Raw genomic sequence first — 17,763 nt, 5'->3', positions numbered from 1 at the left:
ACCCCACGTCCTCTTTTCACGCCACACCGTTCGGATGTCTTTGCTGTCGTCGGTGACTCTCTGGTGAGAAAACCTCATTGACAGTCGATGCGGAGGCGCGTAGCTTTCAGGCACACGCAGAAGAGATTTCTACTGGCCAGAACTACCACGTCGGTAGGGGTCGAACTGCGATGAATTGTTCAATCGTTATCGTGCACAGAAAGGCGTTATCCGTGCCAAGCTCTTCAATCACCCAGAAGTTCCATACCGTCGATGTGAAAGGGGTTCAGACGCGTTATTTCGACGACGGCCAGGACAAGGATCCGATCCTCCTCATCCATGGGGGGCATTTCGGGTTCTTCATACCGGTCGGAATCGAATCCTGGGGCAACGTTCTAGAGGATTTCGGCGAGTACGGCCGTGTCCTCGCGGTCGACAAACTCGGTCAGGGCGAGACTGGTCTCCCGCTGAATGACGAAGACTGGACTGTCGACGCGGTCGCCGAACACGTTGCGAACTTTGCAACTCAGTTGGGGCTCAAGAACCTGACCCTGGTGGGTCACTCGCGCGGCGGCATGACGGCGGTCCTTCTCGCGTTGAAGTACCCTGAGATGGTAAAGAAGCTGGTCATCATCAGCAGTGCGACTGCGGCACCGGCGCCGCCCGTCGGAACCGACATGGACTTCTACGAGCGAGTCGAAAGGACTGCCCCCGGAGGTTCGGCCGAGTTGATCCGTCACTATCATGCTGCCCAGGCGGTTAATGAGGGAGATCTGCCCGAGGACTACATCGGGATCGCCACAAAGTGGCTCGAGAGCGAAAAGCAGCTCGACGCTGTCGCCGGATATGCACGCAATGCGGAGGAGCACTGGTTGCCTAGCCTCAGCGAGGGCAGGCGCTGGGTTCAGGAACGGCTTGCCGACGCAGGAATCCCGGTGCCGACGCTGGTTGTGTGGGGAGTCAATGATCGATCGGCGCCGGTGTCGATGGGTAAGGGGCTCTTCGATCTGATCGCTGCCAACACCCTGGATAGCTCGCTCTATCTCATCAACAACGCTGGTCATCACGTGTTCAGTGACCAGCGCGAAAAGTTCAACGCCGCGGTTGGTGCGTTCATCTCGCTTTAGCAGAACCCTTCGTCGGTCTTTCGTGCTCGAAAGACCAGATGTCTGATACAAACAACTTCGAAGAGGAAGCTGGAATCTAATGCACAACTCGCTTTACGACTATTCACCGATTACTGAGCGTCCACGATTCGAGTGGCCGGGCGGGAAGAAGGTCGCCTTCTACGCGGGCGTCGCGGTGGAACACTATCCGGTCGACAAGCCGTCGACATCAATTTTTGCCGGAACAGCTGGGCTGACCCCGGACCCCCTCAACTATGGGTGGCGAGACTATGGAATGCGGGTGGGGATCTAGCGGATGATCGAATCGCTCGATCGTCACGGAATGCGGGCGACCGCCTTTGTGAACTCTGACGCATGTTCGCTTTATCCCCAGGTCATCGCGGCCGGAAACGAGCGCAACTGGTCGTGGGTGGCTCATGGTCGCGACAATTCGACCTTCCAGAACGGGATGGAGAAGAGCGTAGAGAGAAAATATCTTGAAGAGGTCGTGGACGAAATCGAGCGGCACACGGGGACTCGTCCGACTGGTTGGATCGGTCCCGCGCTTACCGAGACATTTGAGACACCTCAGATTCTCGCCGAACTGGGGCTGGAATATGTGCTGGAACTGGTGCGCCGACGACCAGCCGTTCTATCTCAATGGCGAGAAGCCGATGCTCAGTGTTCCGTACTCGACCGTTTTGAATGATGTGATGCTGTTCGGCGGAAACGGTCTCAGCGGTGAGGGCTTTGTCCAGCTGATTAAGGACCAGTATGAGCAGCTGTCTAAGGAAGCGGATGACCATGTGCGAGTAATGGGCATTGGCCTTCACCCGTTCATCATCAACCAGCCGTTCCGTCAGAAGTACCTTGACCTGGCCCTGGATTTCATCGCCGAACAGGACGATGTTTGGATTACTACGTCGGATGATATCGCGGCTCACTTCAAGAATAATGTTGCGGATCGTCCTGCGGCCTAGTGTCGCGTTTCTGAAGTTGGTTTAGGGTTGGCTTTCGCGAGGATCTGTTCGGGAGTTTTGGTCCAGACGAATGGGTGTTTGCGGTCGTTCCAGCCCGTGATGAACTGGCGAATCTTGGCATTGAGGTCCTTGACGGATGTAAAGACACCGCGGCGGATGGCCTGCCGGTCGATGATGCCGAACCAGACTTCCACGAGGTTGAGCCAGGACCCGGACGTCGGGGTGAAGTGCACGTGGAACCGCGGATGCTGTGCCAGCCACACCTTCACCGCCGGGGTTTTGTGGGTGGCGTAGTTGTCCATCACCAGGTGCAGGTCCACCTCCGGGTAGGCGCGGTCGAGCTGACGCAGGAACGCCAGGAACTCCTGATGGCGATGCTTCGGCTTGACCGCGCCGGTGACGTGCCCGGTCGCAATGTCCAACGCGGCGAACAGAGTCGTCGTGCCGTGCCGCTTGTAATCGTGGGTGTGCCTTTCGATGCTGCCGGTGCGCATCGGCAGCATCGGCGCGGTCCTATCCAGCGCCTGGATCTGACTCTTCTCGTCAACACACAACACGATCGCGTTGTCCGGTGGCGCCAAGTACAACCCCACCACGTCGGTGACCTTCGCGACCAGTTCGGGATCGGTGGAGAACTTGAACGTTCCGGCCCGCCAAGGCTGCACGCCGAACTTGCGCCACGCCCTGGCCACGGTGGCGTTACCGATCTTCAGATGATCCGCCAGCAGGCGTGAGGACCAGTGCGTCACCCCGTACTTCTTCGGCGGAGGAACAAAGCAGAGAAGAGAAGAGACAACAATGTCTATCAGCAATGCCGTTGAAGAATACGAACGTCTTCGAGCAGATTTCCGAGCCAAAGGTTTGGGCGGCCGGACCGGCTTCGGGCAGCGGCCAGCGCTGCTGGTCATCGACCTGATCCGGGGGTTCACCGACACCAGATCCCCCCTGGCCGGCGAACTCGACTCTCAGTTGCAGGCCACCCAACAACTGCTTGCAGACGCACGCGATGCCGACGTGCCCGTGATCTTCTCGACGGTCGCCTACGATGCGGACCTTCAGGAGGCCGGCAAGTGGATCCGCAAGATCCCTTCCAACAGCTGGCTGATGGAGGGAAACGAGTGGGTGGAGCTGGATGAGCGACTGGGTCGTCGCGAGAACGAGATGCTGCTGGTCAAAAAGTACGCGTCCTGTTTCTTCGGTACCGATCTGGCAGCTCGTCTGATCTCCCGGGGCGTGGACACGGTGATCCTCCTCGGATGCACGACCAGCGGATGCATCCGCGCCACCGCTGTGGACGCGTGCTCCTACGGATTCCACACAGTCGTTGTGGAAGAGGGCGTGGGAGACAGAGCAGAGCTGCCACACCTGGCAAGCCTCTTCGACATCGACAACAAGTACGGTGACGTCGTGAGCCTGGAGGACGCCAGCGCCTACCTCCAGCATGTCCACCAGTAGAGACGCCGAATACGGACACCGGTGACGAAAGCTCATCGGCCAGCGCATCAGCGGATCCTTGAGGACGTCGATGCGAAAGAGTTACCACCACGGGAAAGCACATGGACTCCGTCAACTATGACAGGGCCTTGAGCGCGCTGGCCATCATCTTGTTCAGCTTCGCGCTGGGCACTTTGTCCGTTGTCGTCCCTCTTTTGGGTGTGCATGCGGGCTACACCCCCAGTGAGATCGGGCTGCTGGTCGCCGTGGCTGCCATCGCACAGCTGATCACCCGCCTGTACATGGGCGCGTTGATGCGTCGGATTCCGGACAGGTCCTTCCTCGTGGGATCCGGGCTGATGATCGCGATCTCGTGCGCACTGCTCGCGATTTCTCCCGCGGTCGTGTTTTTTGTCGCGTCCCAGTTGGTCCAGGGAATAGCCCGGGCGTTCTTCTGGACCAGCAGCCAGACCCACGCCGTTCGTACATCCGCCGCACCGGTCAGTGGCCTCCGGGACGTCAATCTGGCGGCGGGGATCGGTGCGCTTCTCGGCCCCACGGTGGCCGGATACCTCTGGGAGGCCTCGGTGCAACTGCCACTCATGATGGGGATCGTCGCAGGTTCCGTCGCCGTCGTCCCCGCGGCCTTGTTGATCAGGTTTCCCCCGTTCGCGGCCAGGCCTTCTTCACCCACTGGCAGGGATGTCCGTCTGTGGCGACGACCCGGTGTCAACGCTGCCTGCTGGATGAACACGGGCGCAGGGGTTTGGAAAAGCCTTCTGGACTCCTACGTCCCTTTGGCCCTGTCCCTGGCAGGCCAACCGGCTGCAGTCATCGGTATCCTGCTCTCCATCGCCAACGCCACCGTTCTCGTCGGTAGTACCGCCAGCGGGTGGGTCCGGCGCCGGGGCGTCAGGGCGTCTCTGGTCATCGGGATGATAGCTACAGGGCTGGGACTGGCCGCAGTGGGACCGTTCGCCGGTCTGACCGCCCCGGTGGCCATTGCCCTGGCCATCTCCGGCATCGGTGCCGGGGTCCTGCAGACCGTCGGTCCGGCCATCGCAGCGGAGAAGGTGCACCCAGAAGAACGCGGAGACGCCCTCGCATTGACGGGCACTTTCCGCGCCACGGCGCTCTTCCTCTCACCGCTGGGCATGGCCGGGCTGGTCACCCTCGTTCCGGTGACCGCGGCCCTGCTGGCCGCGGGCCTGCTCATCATCACCCCAGCTGCAACCACCTGGAGATCCAACAAAGATGTCGACTGACCGACACAGACCCCGAGGCTCGCGCTATTTGCCTCCGGTGACAAGAAAGCAAGACGTTTCGACGAGAGGCTGTCCATGACGACGAAAACCCATCCGAGCGATGACCCCGCAACGGTCCCGAGGCTCCGACTGCGGCACGGGCATAGCATTCCGCATCTGGGCCTGGGCACCTGGCCACTGGTGGGGGAAGAGTGCGAGACGGCCGTCCGCTACGCCATTCAAAGCGGCTACCGGCTCGTCGACACCGCGTTCCAGTACCGCAATGAAGACGCGGTGGGACGCGGTGTCCGCACTGCCGGCGTTGCGCGTGAAGAGCTGTTCGTCTCCAGCAAGTTCAACAAGGAGTCCCACAGCGTCGACGGTGTGCAGAGGGCCTACGACCGCAGTCTCCAAGCCTTGGGCCTGGACTACCTGGACATGTTCATGTGCCACTGGCCCGTGCCGGCCTTGGACCAGTACACCGAGGCATGGAGAGGCCTCGTCAAGCTCTTGGACGAAGGCCGTGTCAAAGCGATCGGTGTCTCCAATTTCAAGCCGGACCATTTGGAGAAGGTCATTGCCGCGACCGGCGTGGTTCCTGACGTGAACCAGATCCAGCTCAGCCCCGATCTCGCACGGCTACCCCCGCGGGCAGTGCACCAGGACCTGGGCATCATTACCGAGGCCTGGAGCCCTATTGGTCGCGAATCGGGACTGCGTGACCACCCCATCGTGGTGCAGATCGCGCAACGGACAGCAAAGAGTCCGGCGCAGGTTCTGCTCCGCTGGCACGTCCAGCAAGGAATCGTCCCGATCCCGCAGGCCGCCAAACCCGCATGGCTGGTCGAGAACATCTCGGTGTTCGATTTCTCCCTGACTGCCGAGGAAATGGCCGCCCTGGCGAGGCTGGACCGCGGAGAGAACGCCGCCCGCGACTCCGACTCCCCCGAAAACGGCCACTGACCCTTGCCGCACCCACCCGTACCTGGCACGAAGAGTGGGAGGGGTTGACGTAGATCACAAAATGCGGAAACCTCTTCACGACAGAGTGGACCTCTGCTCTACAGACTGACTGATCGATGATCGAGAAGGAGCTCTCCCATGGCAGACCATCACGGCGTCCTCGAGGACGTACGGCGGGGCATGATCCCTGCACATATCTACAACGACAAAGAGCTCTTCGAACTCGAGAAGGAACGTCTCTTCAGCCGCAGCTGGCTGTTCGTCGCCCACGAGTCGGAGGTCCCCGAGGCTGGTGACTACGTGGTCCGCAGGGTCCTCGAGGACTCGTTCATTATCTCTCGGGACGAACAGGGCCAGGTCCGGGCCCTGTTCAACATGTGCCTCCACCGGGGCATGCAGGTGTGCCGGGCGGAGATGGGCAATGCCTCCCACTTCCGTTGCCCGTACCACGGTTGGTCTTACCGCAATGACGGGCGCCTCGTTGGCCTGCCGTTTCACAAGGAGGCATACGGCGGGGAGGAAGGCTTCAAGAAGAAGGGCCAGACCTTGTTGCCTGCTCCCTCGCTGGCCACGTACAACGGTCTGATCTTCATCAGCATGGACCCGGATGCCGAGCCCCTGGAGGAGTTCCTGGGGGACTTCAAGTTCTACCTGGACTACTACACGAAGCAGAGCGCGGACGGCATCGAGCTGCGTGGCCCTCAGCGTTGGCGGGTCAAGGCGAACTGGAAGATCGGGGCCGAGAACTTCGCCGGGGACATGTACCACACGCCCCAGACCCACACCTCGGTGGTGGAGATCGGCCTCTTCCGCGAGCCCAAGGCGGAGAAGCGCAAGGACGGCACCACGTACTGGGCTGGCAACGGTGGCGGCACCACTTACAAGCTGCCCGAAGGTGGCCTGGAGGAGCGCCTGCGCTACGTGGGCTACCCGGACGAGATGATCGCCCGGATGAAGGAGCAGTGGACCCAGGAGCAGCTCGACGTGGTCGGCAAGGACGGGTTCATGATCTCGGCGGCCTCACTGTTCCCGAACATGAGCTTCGTCCATAACTGGCCGCGGGTCGAAGAGGGCTCCGACGAGGTGCTCCCCTTCATCTCTATCCGCGTGTGGCAGCCGATCAGCGAGAACGAGACGGAAGTCCTCTCGTGGTTCGCCGTCGACAAGAACGCGCCGGAGGAGTACAAAGCGCTTTCCTACAAGGCGTATCTCATGTGCTTCGGCAGTGGCGGCATGTTCGAGCAGGACGACGTCGAGAACTGGGTGTCCCTCACCAATACTGCCGCCGGCTCCATGGCACGGCGTCTGCTGCTCAACAGCCGGATGGGCATGCTCGAGAACGGCGAGAACGTCGTCGAGGCCCTGTCCCCCGAGGAATACTCGGGACCCGGCGCCACCCGTGTCGGCTACAGCGAGTACAACCAGCGGGAGTTGTTGCGCCGGTGGGCCGATCACCTCGAACGTCCGGTAGAAGCCGCAGCGCAGGTGCACGTGGGCTCGGACCCGGTGCAAGCGCCACCGGCCGCCGGATCGGGGCCCGCCCGCCCGGCCTGCGGCAGCGCAGAGACCGCGCCCGCAGCAACCCTTCACGAGGAGGTCTGATCATGAGTGTTGGAACGGCACACGAGAACGAGAACTTGACGCTGTCCGAACAATCGGCGCTGGGAGCCCACGCCCCGCGTACTCAGCGGACGGGGCAGACCCTGCCTTTCAACGATGAACTTCACCTGGAGGCGCATCGTTGGCTGGTCGATGAGGCGTACCTGTTGGACGCCCAGGACTACGACGAGTGGCTCTCCCGGATCGCCGATGACGTGCACTATCTCATGCCCGTCCGCGTCACCACTGCCCTGGGCGCCGGATACTCCACCTCACCGGGGATGGCGCACTGGGACGAGAACAAGTACTCGCTCAGTCGCCGCGTGGCACGCTTCGCCACCGAGCACGCGTGGACCGAAGACCCCCCATCACGGCTGCGCCACTACATCACCAACGTGCGCACCTTCCGCACCCCCGACCCGCAAGAGATCATCGTGGACTCGGCGGTTCTTCTCTTCCGCAGCCGTGGTGACGTCGGGGAGTCCTCCACTGTCTCGGCAGGACGCGAGGATCTCCTCCGCCGTACCTCATCCGGGTCCGGGTGGGAGCTGGCCCGTCGCACCATCATGGTCGACGAGTCGGTCATCCGCATGCAGAACCTGGCGATCTTCCTGTGAAACTGGAATGGGAAGGCGAGGAGGAAGACCGCCTCGCGGCGATCCAGGCCACCGAGGAACGCCGCCGGCTCGAAGAGCACGTCACCGGCAAGCCGATCGTGATCGCTAACGAGTTCTCGGAGGTCCAGGTCACCCGCATCGAGACCCGCAACGGTTCGCGGCTGATGATTCAATCTCCTCGTTCGGGCCAGTGGGTAACGCTCTGTCCGCTGGAACTGGAGTCCCTGACCTGGCAGGCCCCGGCCACGTTCTCGGCCATGATCGGACACCCTTTCGGGCCGCTCGTGGCCGAAGACGAATAAACACCCCAACCGCCAGAGCACCACCGTCTCAAGCTAAGGAGTTCGACCATGCCCGTTGTAAAAGCCGATCTGCAGGCCTGTCAGGGATACGCGAACTGCGTCGTCGGAGCCTCTGACTACTTCGACCTGGACGACGACGGGATCGTCGTGCTGCTCCAGACCGAAGTCCCCGAAGCCGACCGCGCCCGCGTCACCGAAGCCGCGCGCAGCTGCCCGGTCTCCGCACTGGTGGTAGAGGACGCATGAGCCCGGGCACCGTCGTCGTCGTCGGGTCCTCCATTGCCGGGGTGCGCACCGCGCAGTCCCTCCGGCTGGAAGGCTATAAGGGGGAGATCATCCTCGTGGGAGAAGAGACCGAACTTCCCTACGATAAGCCGCCATTGTCGAAATCCGTTCTTGCGGGATCCGCCGACGAGGACTCTATCCGGCTGCTGACACAGGAGCAGGCCGATGCCGAGGACATCCAACTCTTGCTGGGGCACCGCGCTGTCGATCTGGACGTCGCCGAGAACCTGCTGAAGCTTGAAGGGCATGACCCCCTTCGCTACGACAACCTCGTCATTGCCACCGGAGCATCACCCCGGCCCTCTCCCTGGGGCCAGTCTCCAGGGATTCACGTGCTGCGCACCCTTGAGGACGCCCGCGAACTACGTGGGGACCTTCTCCGGGGTGGGGCGCTGGCCGTTATCGGGGCAGGGTTCATCGGCGCCGAAGCGGCAGCCACCGCCCGCGGCCTGGGATTGGAGGTCACCGTCATCGACCCGGTGCCCGTGCCCATGAGCCGCCTCTTTAACCCTGAGATCGGCCAGTGGTTCGCAGACCTTCACCAGGACAACGGGGTCGACACCATGTTCGGCACCGGAGTGGAAGCTATCGAAGGCGAGGAGGGCAACTTCTCCCTCCACCTGACCAACGGTGAGAGCGTTCAGGCGGCCACCGTGCTGATCGGTATTGGCGTCATCCCCAATGACTCCTGGCTTAGCGCATCCGGCCTGCTGGTGGACAACGGGGTCGTGCTCAACGAGTACTGTCAAGCCCTCGACGCTGCGAACGTGTACGCCGTCGGCGACGTAGCCCGCTGGCGCCACCAGAAGCACGGCGAGGACGTCAGGACCGAGCACTGGACTAACGCGGTGGAACAGGCCGCCTGCGTGGCCTACAACATCATCCATCCGGAACAGCCGCGCGCCTACACGCCCATTGAATACGTGTGGAGCGACCAGCACGACTGGAAAATTCAGGTCGTGGGACGCGTCGGAGGCAATGTCGACCACGTCCTCATCGGACACCCGCAGGTCCACGGCAAGTTCGCCGCCCTCTACACCACCGACGGCACCACCGTCCGGGGCGCAGCCATCGTGAACTGGCCCAAAGCCCTCATTGCCTGCCGTCTGGGCATGGCCAGGGGCATCACGGTGCAGGATCTGCGCGCCAAGCTCGAACCCCAGTTGGAGCCACCGCCGAGGAGGGCGTCATGACACCCGGAAACTTGCTGCCCCAGACCGAGAGCGTCAGCCGGGAACATATCGCCCTCGCCTGCCGGGTCTTGGCCCATCGGGGCCTTGCAGATGGAATCTTGGGTCACATCAGCCTGAAAATTACCGACAGCACATTGCTGGTGCGCTGTCGCGGCCCGTACGAACGCGGACTGGCGTATACGCAAGCCGAAGACATCCGCATGGTGGACCTCGACGGCAATCCCGCCGCCGACGGCGAGCTCGCGGGCGGATACACGGTCCCCAACGAACTGCCGCTGCACACCGAGCTCTTCCGGCGCCGCCCAGACATCCGGGCTGTCGTTCACGCCCATCCCCCGCGAGTGGTTGCCGCCGACCTGGCAGGGCTTGCAGTACGCCCCATCGTAGGGGCGTACGACATTCCCGGAGCCCGCCTCGCCGCCAACGGGGTGCCCGTCTATCCCCGCGGAGTACTCATCCGCGACCGTCGGCTCGCCACCGAAATGGCCGATGCCATGGGAACAAGGCCCGTTGTTGTGCTGCGGGGCCACGGCCTCACCAGCGCGGCCGAAACCGTCGAGCAAGCAGTTCTCCAGGCCATCAGCGTGGACGGCCTGTCCGGGTTGGCACTGCAAGTGACTTCGGCTGGTGGGCACCTCGTCGACCTGCCCGACGCCGATATGGCCGAACTGCCCGACCTCGGAGGAGCATTCAACACAGAGACTGCTTGGAGACATGAACTCGCACGACTTGGTGAGCCTCGTTGACGGCCTGCGCCCTAGCCGGACAGAGACTGAACCCCCGGTCAGTAACATGAAGCTCATGTCCGCATCACGGGCGGAGGACGACTCCAGATACGGCCCTCCTCCGCAGTACCCCATCGAATCCGTCGACAACGCACTCCGATTGTTGCTGCTCTTCGAGACTCGGCCGAGCATCCGGCTCACCGATGCCAGCAAGTACCTCGGAGTGGCGTCATCTACGGCCCATCGCCTCATGGGGATGCTCCTCTACCGAGGTTTCGTACGGCAGAACCCTCAGACCAAAGCGTACGAACCCGGACAAGCACTCAGCTCCATCGCCTTCGCCATACGGCGCCACGTCGACATCGGAACGCTAATTCGTCCAGCAATGGAAAGGGTATTCGAGGCAACCGGAGAGACGGTGCACTTTGCCGAGCTCAAAGGCTCGAACGCACACTTTCTGGAGGCCATCGAAAGCCAACGTGCCGTCCGCGTTGCCTCACGTCAAGGTGCGATGCTTCCTGCCAACTGCACTGCAACGGGCAAAGCAATGCTGAGCCTACTCACCACGGAACAACTGCATGCCCTGTACCCGTATGAGGAGCTCCCGGGTCTCACCAAGGGATCTATCATTTCCCGTTCCGATCTGGAGCGTGCCCTCGAAACGATTCGGCAAACCGAATACTCAACGAGCCAGGAAGAAAGCGAAGACGGCGTCATGTCAGTCGCTGTTCCCATCACCAGCCCGAGCGGAGGATACTACGGGATCAATGTATCCGTGCCCGCTCACCGCATGACTGAACAACTCCGCACAGAACTCGGAGCTATGCTCCAGACAGCCGCCAAAGAAATCCAGAACTTGCTCGTTTAAGGATCTCGACGGCCAGTGACGGTGGTGCTGTGGACAGGACCACCTCAGCTCAGCGGCGATTCTAGAGAGTCGATTCTCCGCAGTCGGAGCCCGAAGAAGAAGGAAATGACCACGGCGACGGTTGCCATAGTGACGAGCATCGCCCAGGTCAGTGTCGAGTTACCGAGGCTAAGGGCCACCCCGGTGAGCATGGGGCCGATGGTATTGCCGATGTACGTGCCGGTCTGGACAATGTCGGTGGCCGCTGCGGTGGCCCCAGGCGCCATGTGCGAGATGAGGAAGTGCACCAGACCTGGCCACCCCCACCCCAGGCCCACCGCTAGCAGGACACCTACCACGTAGCTCCAGGTGGTGGGGATCGCCATGAGTGAAAGCCCGACGGCGCAGACGATGAGTGCTGTCTGGATCAGAGAAAGTGCTGACACGCCGGAGGTTTGCTGTAGCGGTGAGGCGCGGGGACGCACGCCCCGCTTCGGAAATCGAACGTGCCCCCGCTGAGGGGCCGCACGGGAGCGGGTCCCCTTGTGTGCGTTGAACTCCCCGTTGCGGTCGCCGATCATAGCGGCGGCGAACGGGCACGTATGGCCCGTGCAATGTGTTGAACGTTGTCAACGGCGGGTGAAAATTGACCCCTATGTGACGGGCGAATTCTGACCCCTCTGGTTGTTGGTCTGTGCGGTCATGAGGTCTCGTCGTGCTTTGGTCCGGTAGGACTGGCCGCCGAGGGTGAGGACCTCGGCGTGGTGGACGAGACGGTCGATCATCGCGGCGGCGACGATGTCGTCGGCGAAGATCTCGCCCCAGCGGCCGAATGGCATGTTCGAGGTCACCAGGATCGAGCCCTGCTCGTAGCGGTGAGCCACGAGCTGGAAGAACAGGTTGGCGGCGTCGGAGTCGAACGGGATGTAGCCGACCTCGTCGATGATGAGCAGCTTGTAGCGGCGCAACTTGCGCAGCTCGGCCTCTAGGCGGTTCTCGGCGTGCGCGGCCTGAAGCCTGGCGAGCCAGCCGACGGCGGTGTCGAACTGCACGGCGTAGCCGGCGGCGATCGCCTTGTATCCGAGGGCGATCGCCAGGTGGGTCTTGCCCACTCCGCCCGTTATCCCCGGTTTGGGCCTGGAGGTGGCGTGTTGACGCTGGTCATGACGGTTCATCGATTGATGGAACGCGGCTGGTGGCAGCGCCTGTGCGGTCGAGGTGGCGTCGCAGTTCGAGGTTCTCGCCGTGGGCTTGTTCGAGGGCGTCCCGCAGGGCGAGCACTTCGGTGCGGTGTTGCGTCTTCAGGTCGGTGATCTGCCGGCTGAGCACTCGGACGAGGGTGTTCTCCGAGTCTGCCCTGGTGGTGTCGGTGCCGGCCGGCGGGGCGCTGTCGGCGCGCAGCCGTTCGATGCGGGGTCGTAGTTCGGGGTGGTTGTAGAGGAAGGCATGGGAGACGCCGGCCTCGCGTTGGACGGCCTGGAAGGTGATGCGCTCACCGCGTGTGAGCAGGCGCCGGATGGCCTGTTCGGCGTCGGCGGTCTTGCGGGCGGATTTGGATTTGGCGGCGGCGATCAGGGCGGCGGTGCGGGCTGCCTGTGGGGTGGTCACGGCTGTGTCCTTCGGGTGAGCAGGGGCAGCGGGATCGGCCCGGTGGTGGCGGGCTGCGAGCAGCCGCTGCCGGCGGTGTGACCGGGCTCGGGCGGCAGTGCGTCCAGCAGTCGGGCCAGCGCCTGCTGTTCGGTGCGGCGGTGGGTGAGCCAGATGTTGTCGTCGGGCATCGGGTGACCGTGTTTGGTCTCGAATTCGGTTGTGGCGCGGTCGATCAGCTCGGTGGTGTCGTCGAGCTGGCGTTGCAGGACGCTTCGGTGGGTGGCGTCGGTGACGAAGACCGAACAGGTCAGGCAGGCGTTGCCCTTGTCGCAGGTCTGCAGCGGCGGCAGCAGACACCACCCGTGGGGCAGGCGTCGGTCGGCGCGGTCGAACAGGTGCAGGCTGTCGTGGTCGTCGCGGGAGAACTGGATCCGGGTGCCGTCGGCCTTCAACTTCACCGTCGCCAGGAATGCTTGTTCGGCGTGCTGTTGCCGGGCGGCGATGTAGTGCATGGTCATCGTCGGGGTGGCGTGGCCTGCATAGCGTTGCAGCACGTGGATCGGCAGGCCGAGCTCGGCCAGGCGGGTGAAGCGGGTGTGGCGGAACCGGTGGGTGTGGCTGAGCCGGATCGGCTGGCCGCGACTGTCGGTGATCTGCACTCGGTCACTGAACTCGCGCAGCATCCAGTTGTAGGTGCCCGGTGGATAGGGTTTGCCGCCGGTGCGGTTGCCGTTGCGCTGGACGAACAGGAACCGCGGTTCGTGGTCGGGGAACTTCTCTCGCACCCAGCGTTGCTGCTCGCCGATGATCTCGGTGACCTGCCGATCGACGAGGATGGTGTCCGGTGCGCTGTCGATCTTCGTTTGTGCGTAGTGGAACCGGGCGATCTGCTCGTCGGCGACCGCGGAGGCCGGGGGCGCGGTCAGGCAGTCGAACCTGCAGGTGCGGATTTCGCTGGCGCGGCGGCCGGTGAGGATCTGCAGCAGGATCATCCGCATGGCCTGCGGATCGTCGAAACCGGCGGCCGGCACCGGGGTGCCGCCGTCCCCGGTGAGGAGCATCTGCTGGTCGCGGGGCAAACCGAGCAGCGGCAACGCCGCCAGGATCTGGCTCATGGCGTGGTCGTCGACGTAGTGGGCGTCGTTGATCTCGCGGGTGTGTTTGATGCGGGTGACCTGCCGCAGCCAGCTGGCGGCGTGTGCCTCGGTCAGCCGTGACCACGGTGCGGTGTCGAGCAGTCGGTGGGCGTCGGCGTGGTGGCCGGCAACGAACGCGAACAGCTCACCGACGGCGCGCAGATCGTCGTTGATCTGACGGGGATGCACCGGCTTGTCGGCGAAGCGGCGGTCGTTGGTGCGCAGCAGCCGGTGGGCCGGGTCGGCATCCCACCGCCGGAACGTCGCTGCGTGGGCGGCGGCGTCGGCGGGGTCGCCGAGAACCCGCAACGGATCGTCGAGGGTGCTCAGCCAACGATCGAAGCGGGTCAGGCATTTGATCCGTTCCTGGCTGACCGTCGACCATCGCAAGGTCCCGGCCTCGAGGGCGGTCCCCAACTGCCACTTCGCGGCCTCCCGCAGCCAACGATGACGGATCTGTCCGGGCGAACAGCCGTAGTTGCCCTGCGGTTCCCGCCCGGTCAGCGGAATCCGCGGATCGCAGCGCGGGTGCCAGTCGTCGAGTTGCCACCAGTGCCCGTCGTGACAGCGCGCCACCAGCGCCAGGCGAGCGAACCGGAACAGCACGCGCAGTCGGGCGATACTGCCGTGCGGCGGCAGCCGTCCCCACCGGGTCGCATAGAACCAGCGCTGCAGCGCCGCGGCCTGATCCCAGTCCATCGCCCGGATCGACGGCGGGAACGGATGCCGGTCACGAATCGCTCGTCGGACGATGTTGGCCAGCTGATTGGTCGCCAACACCGAGGATCGGGTGCCGTCCCGTGCCTGCCAGTGCGCCATCCAGGCCAGCTCGGCAGCGATCGTCTCCGGCAGATCGTGCAGCCGGATCCGGGCCGAGGCATTCTCGGTGATCTTGTCCCAGTCCTCGACCGCGGGTCCGATGATCGGTCCGCGCCACTGCGGCGGCAGCTCCTGCCAGAGCCGCCAGATCGGATCCGCGGTCTCGATTCCGCCCGGAGAAGGCGGGCATCGGCCGTTCATTCGCTCGCCTGCCAGTCCGGCGCGTGCACCAGCCAGTTCGCCGCCGCCTGCAACGCCTCGTCCTCCCGAACCCAGCCGTAGAGGTCCAGCGTCGTCTGGACATGGGCATGACCGAGCCGACGCGTGACCACCCACTCCGGCGTCCCCGCCAGCAGCAGGGCGGTGGCGTGAGTGTGCCGGAACCAGTGCGGCGTCCAGTCATCGGACCCGATACCGTTGCGCCGCAACGCGGCAACCTTGTCCCGAACCGTGCCTTCCCGCAACGGTGACAGGAACGGCGGCCGACGCAGATTCACCAGCAACGGCGACTCGGGCCCCAGCGGCAGACCCAGGTCGGCGGCCCGGCCGGCGAGATGGGTCAGATAGTCGGCGAACAACCGCTCCAGATCGGCGCCGACATACACCCGCCGCGGGCGCATCATCTTCACCCGAGCCCCGTTCGCGTTGTCCTCCCGGGGCACGATCTCCACGAACGGTGTCCCACCCCGCCCCATCACGAAGTCCCCGATCCGTAACCCCAACGCCTCACCCAGCCGCATCCCCGTCTCGGCCAACAACGCGAACAAGAACCGGTCCCGCAGGTTCCCCACCCAGTCCCCGGTGGTGGGATCGAGCACGGCGCATCCGTCGAGGATCTGCTCGATCTGCCCCGGCAACAGCACTGGAGGCCGGCCACCACGGCGATGGCTGCGCACCCGCACCGACGACGACGGTCGCGGCGCCACCCGGGCGTCCAGATGCGCCAGCAGCGCCCGCGCCGGCATCCGCCGCGCCGGCCCGCGCAGCACTCTCCCCGCGACCGGAACGCCGAAAACTGATTCCTGCCAACGATAGAACGACACCACTGCCGCCAGCCGTGCCTCCAGCGTCGAGGGCGCCGGCACCGGCTGCGACGCGACCACGGCGTGCTCGACGGTGCGGCCGTTGCGCAACCACGACAGGAACCCACCGACCGCGGGGACGCCGACGTCCTGCCACCGGTCGGTCTCTCCGCGTCGTTCGAGGAACGTCCACCACTGCGCCAGCGATGTCGCATACCCGCGCACCGTGTTCGGCGACCACAGGTGCCGATGCGCCTCCAACCACTGCTCGACCGGTCCGACGGTCCGATACGAGCCGTCGATCACCGTCCATGTCCGACGCCCGCCAGGCGGTCGCACCGCCACACAGTAGGCCACAGCATCGCTCCTGACGTTGTTGCGCTCCCGGCGATAACCCGGCAACAACGATCACAAAGCAAGGTCAACACACGTCGTCGGAGACGTTACTGAGAGTCGACGAACACCCATCGATAACGGGCGGCCCGAGCAGGACTACGTTGTCGGCCTTGCCGATGTAAGTGCTCGTCGCTAAGTGCGCGAGCACGTCTTTGCGCAAGGTGGGCTGATGGTCGACATTGAAGTCCTCGAGCGTCTTGACCTGCGGGAAGTGTGCCGCTCGCGTGCGGACCTGGATGCCGGAGGCCTCTCGGTCGGCGACCTGGCGGCCCAAGACTGCGGCCAGGTACTCCTCGTAGGTCCAGCCCTGCCTACGGGCGGTATCGGCGAGGTCGGCGAACACGCCCGAGATGGTCGGGGTCTTGAGCACCCGGGCTGCGTAGGCGACCTGGGACGAGGCGTCTTCGCTCATGCCGACACCTCCGAATCCAATGCTGCGTTCCCGGCGAAGTCGACGTCGTAGAGGTCGTCGTAGTCGCGCAGCGGGCGCACCACCGGATCAGTGAACGAACTCATCGGTGGTTGCTCGCGGGTCCGCTGCCAGTAGTCCACGCGCAGTTGCTTTGCCAGCTCCACATGCTCGGGGTTGGTGACCGTCCCGCGGCGGGACCAGCTGCGGCGGTGCTCAGCCACCAGGGCGCCCGCGCAGTTCACCGTCACCGTATGCAGGCTGGCGACTACCTCGACCAGGCGACCGATCACGCGGGGGTCGACTGAGTAGTCCACCGAGTCGATACGGACGTAGTAGTCCCGCGCCAGTCTCACCGTCGTGCGCAGGCCCGTGGTCGGTGCGACCGGCGGAAGGGCGAGCATCCGGGCCCGGTCCTCGACTAGTGCGTCGACGGGTCGAGCTCCCAACACTCGCACGGTGCGCGAGTTGGCTGTTTCCAGCCACTCGGTGAGCTGGCCATTGAAGTCCTCGGGGCCGGTGAAGGTCCGGCCCGCCATGAACGACTGGCCGAGGTAGCCGTTGTGTCGTTCGACCATCCCCTTGAACTCTGGGTCCCGCGGCGGGGCAATGACCAGCTTCGACGACAATGTCCCGGCGAACGCCGCGGCATCGACCGTCGGCTTGCCCGCCGAGGTCGCGATCGCCGATTCCCGGTCCCACCACAGGCGATGGGATACAGCCCCGAGCTGGCCCAGCAGCAGCCACATGCCGGCCAGGATGTCCCCGGCCATCCGGGAGGGGATCATCGTCGCCGAGATGTACCTCGAGAACGCCAGCGTCATCACCAACACCGGCATCTGAGCACTCTGACCTGCGCCCAGCGGAATCAGCGTCTTCGGGAACCACAGATCGCACTGCGTCGTATCGCCGGGCTTGTGAGTATTTGGAGGCTTGGGGGCCATCGGATATTGCGTTTGGGGGCCAGCAGTATTGCCGTTGGGGGCCGGTGATCGCGTCTGTGGGGACCACCGGCCCCGTCTCGGGGATTATTTACTGACTGATCCCTCCCGGCGTTTCCGGAGAGCTCATGGTGTGAGCGCTTCCTCCGGATTGAGGGTGCGCATGCGATCGTAGT

Annotated in this window: 19 protein-coding genes and 2 pseudogenes; 13 read left to right on the top strand and 8 right to left on the bottom strand. The window is 64.1% G+C overall.

The features are described from left to right. Window positions 1-191: 191 nt before the first annotated feature. The 3 genes from NVV99_RS25150 (at window position 192) to NVV99_RS27185 (ending at window position 2,065) form a co-directional block, all read left to right on the top strand. On the top strand, window positions 192-1,106 hold the full coding sequence (locus NVV99_RS25150; RefSeq protein WP_235621849.1) for an alpha/beta fold hydrolase: 915 nt from the start codon (window positions 192-194) through the stop codon (window positions 1,104-1,106). 295 nt (window positions 1,107-1,401) lie between these two features. Beyond that, window positions 1,402-1,794, top strand: a complete 393-nt coding sequence (locus tag NVV99_RS27190) for a polysaccharide deacetylase family protein (RefSeq protein ID WP_211270234.1) — start codon at window positions 1,402-1,404, stop codon at window positions 1,792-1,794. 1 nt (window position 1,795) lies between these two features. Next, window positions 1,796-2,065 carry a hypothetical protein gene (locus tag NVV99_RS27185; protein ID WP_313906268.1) on the top strand — a complete coding sequence of 90 codons (270 nt, stop codon included), beginning with the start codon at window positions 1,796-1,798 and terminating at the stop codon, window positions 2,063-2,065. Here the strand turns inward: NVV99_RS27185 and NVV99_RS25140 are convergent. Next, a pseudogene (locus tag NVV99_RS25140) lies at window positions 2,062-2,868 on the bottom strand (IS630 family transposase); the annotation flags it as partial. The gene NVV99_RS27185 and the pseudogene NVV99_RS25140 sit on opposite strands and share 4 nt — an antisense overlap. On the opposite strand from NVV99_RS25140, the gene NVV99_RS25135 reads away from it, so the two are divergent. The 10 genes from NVV99_RS25135 (at window position 2,864) to NVV99_RS25090 (ending at window position 11,295) form a co-directional block, all read left to right on the top strand. Then, the gene (locus NVV99_RS25135; RefSeq protein ID WP_055476446.1) at window positions 2,864-3,520 is read left to right on the top strand and encodes an N-carbamoylsarcosine amidohydrolase; all 657 of its coding nucleotides are present in this window, start codon (window positions 2,864-2,866) and stop codon (window positions 3,518-3,520) included. The pseudogene NVV99_RS25140 and the gene NVV99_RS25135 sit on opposite strands and share 5 nt — an antisense overlap. 101 nt (window positions 3,521-3,621) lie before the next feature. Continuing rightward, window positions 3,622-4,764: an MFS transporter gene (locus tag NVV99_RS25130; RefSeq protein WP_020171244.1), complete on the top strand. Its 1,143-nt coding sequence runs from the start codon at window positions 3,622-3,624 to the stop codon at window positions 4,762-4,764. Window positions 4,765-4,839: 75 nt separating this feature from the next. Further along, entirely contained in the window at window positions 4,840-5,706 is an 867-nt protein-coding gene (locus NVV99_RS25125; protein ID WP_006897059.1) for an aldo/keto reductase, read from the top strand. A gap of 138 nt (window positions 5,707-5,844) precedes the next feature. Then, the gene (locus NVV99_RS25120) at window positions 5,845-7,308 is read left to right on the top strand and encodes an aromatic-ring-hydroxylating dioxygenase subunit alpha (protein WP_006897058.1); all 1,464 of its coding nucleotides are present in this window, start codon (window positions 5,845-5,847) and stop codon (window positions 7,306-7,308) included. A 2-nt stretch (window positions 7,309-7,310) separates the two neighbouring features. Then, on the top strand, window positions 7,311-7,922 hold the full coding sequence (locus NVV99_RS25115) for a 3-phenylpropionate/cinnamic acid dioxygenase subunit beta (protein WP_006897057.1): 612 nt from the start codon (window positions 7,311-7,313) through the stop codon (window positions 7,920-7,922). Beyond that, window positions 7,919-8,224 (top strand): hypothetical protein, encoded by a 306-nt coding sequence (locus tag NVV99_RS25110; protein WP_006897056.1) that lies wholly within the window; start codon window positions 7,919-7,921, stop codon window positions 8,222-8,224. Before NVV99_RS25115 ends, NVV99_RS25110 begins: the two co-directional genes overlap by 4 nt. A 48-nt stretch (window positions 8,225-8,272) precedes the next feature. Further along, on the top strand, window positions 8,273-8,470 hold the full coding sequence (locus tag NVV99_RS25105) for a ferredoxin (RefSeq protein ID WP_006897055.1): 198 nt from the start codon (window positions 8,273-8,275) through the stop codon (window positions 8,468-8,470). Continuing rightward, the gene (locus NVV99_RS25100) at window positions 8,467-9,702 is read left to right on the top strand and encodes an NAD(P)/FAD-dependent oxidoreductase (protein ID WP_064257515.1); all 1,236 of its coding nucleotides are present in this window, start codon (window positions 8,467-8,469) and stop codon (window positions 9,700-9,702) included. The genes NVV99_RS25105 and NVV99_RS25100 overlap by 4 nt, the downstream gene beginning before the upstream one ends. After that, a complete protein-coding gene (locus NVV99_RS25095) occupies window positions 9,699-10,448 on the top strand; it encodes a class II aldolase/adducin family protein (RefSeq protein WP_064257514.1) in 750 nt (249 codons plus the stop codon). Before NVV99_RS25100 ends, NVV99_RS25095 begins: the two co-directional genes overlap by 4 nt. A 46-nt stretch (window positions 10,449-10,494) precedes the next feature. Continuing rightward, complete coding sequence (locus NVV99_RS25090; RefSeq protein WP_064257513.1) at window positions 10,495-11,295, top strand: IclR family transcriptional regulator; 801 nt, start codon at window positions 10,495-10,497, stop codon at window positions 11,293-11,295. 44 nt (window positions 11,296-11,339) lie between these two features. Here NVV99_RS25090 and NVV99_RS25085 read toward each other — a convergent pair whose 3' ends face one another. The 7 genes and pseudogenes from NVV99_RS25085 to NVV99_RS25055 all read right to left on the bottom strand — a co-directional run bounded on the left by NVV99_RS25085 (window position 11,340) and on the right by NVV99_RS25055 (window position 17,395). After that, complete coding sequence (locus tag NVV99_RS25085; protein ID WP_156665538.1) at window positions 11,340-11,720, bottom strand: hypothetical protein; 381 nt, start codon at window positions 11,718-11,720, stop codon at window positions 11,340-11,342. Window positions 11,721-11,927: 207 nt separating this feature from the next. After that, a pseudogene (locus NVV99_RS25080) lies at window positions 11,928-12,389 on the bottom strand (ATP-binding protein); the annotation flags it as partial. A gap of 46 nt (window positions 12,390-12,435) precedes the next feature. Continuing rightward, the gene (locus NVV99_RS25075) at window positions 12,436-12,882 is read right to left on the bottom strand and encodes a DUF6262 family protein (protein ID WP_006554645.1); all 447 of its coding nucleotides are present in this window, start codon (window positions 12,880-12,882) and stop codon (window positions 12,436-12,438) included. Beyond that, window positions 12,879-15,020: a tyrosine-type recombinase/integrase gene (locus NVV99_RS25070; RefSeq protein WP_006554646.1), complete on the bottom strand. Its 2,142-nt coding sequence runs from the start codon at window positions 15,018-15,020 to the stop codon at window positions 12,879-12,881. The genes NVV99_RS25075 and NVV99_RS25070 overlap by 4 nt, the downstream gene beginning before the upstream one ends. After that, window positions 15,017-16,198 (bottom strand): tyrosine-type recombinase/integrase, encoded by a 1,182-nt coding sequence (locus NVV99_RS25065; protein ID WP_006554647.1) that lies wholly within the window; start codon window positions 16,196-16,198, stop codon window positions 15,017-15,019. Before NVV99_RS25065 ends, NVV99_RS25070 begins: the two co-directional genes overlap by 4 nt. Before the next feature lie 64 nt (window positions 16,199-16,262). Continuing rightward, window positions 16,263-16,649: an ATP-binding protein gene (locus NVV99_RS25060; RefSeq protein ID WP_313906267.1), complete on the bottom strand. Its 387-nt coding sequence runs from the start codon at window positions 16,647-16,649 to the stop codon at window positions 16,263-16,265. After that, window positions 16,646-17,395, bottom strand: coding sequence for a hypothetical protein (locus tag NVV99_RS25055; protein ID WP_248957591.1), 750 nt, complete (start codon window positions 17,393-17,395; stop codon window positions 16,646-16,648). Before NVV99_RS25055 ends, NVV99_RS25060 begins: the two co-directional genes overlap by 4 nt. Window positions 17,396-17,763 lie beyond the last annotated feature (368 nt).

It is taken from the genome of Rhodococcus sp. PAE-6, assembly GCF_025290685.1.
In the GTDB taxonomy this organism is placed as follows: Bacteria; Actinomycetota; Actinomycetes; order Mycobacteriales; family Mycobacteriaceae; genus Rhodococcus; species Rhodococcus pyridinivorans.
The sequence above is the reverse complement of the archived record's forward strand: the minus strand, read 5'-3'. Positions and strand labels throughout refer to the sequence as shown.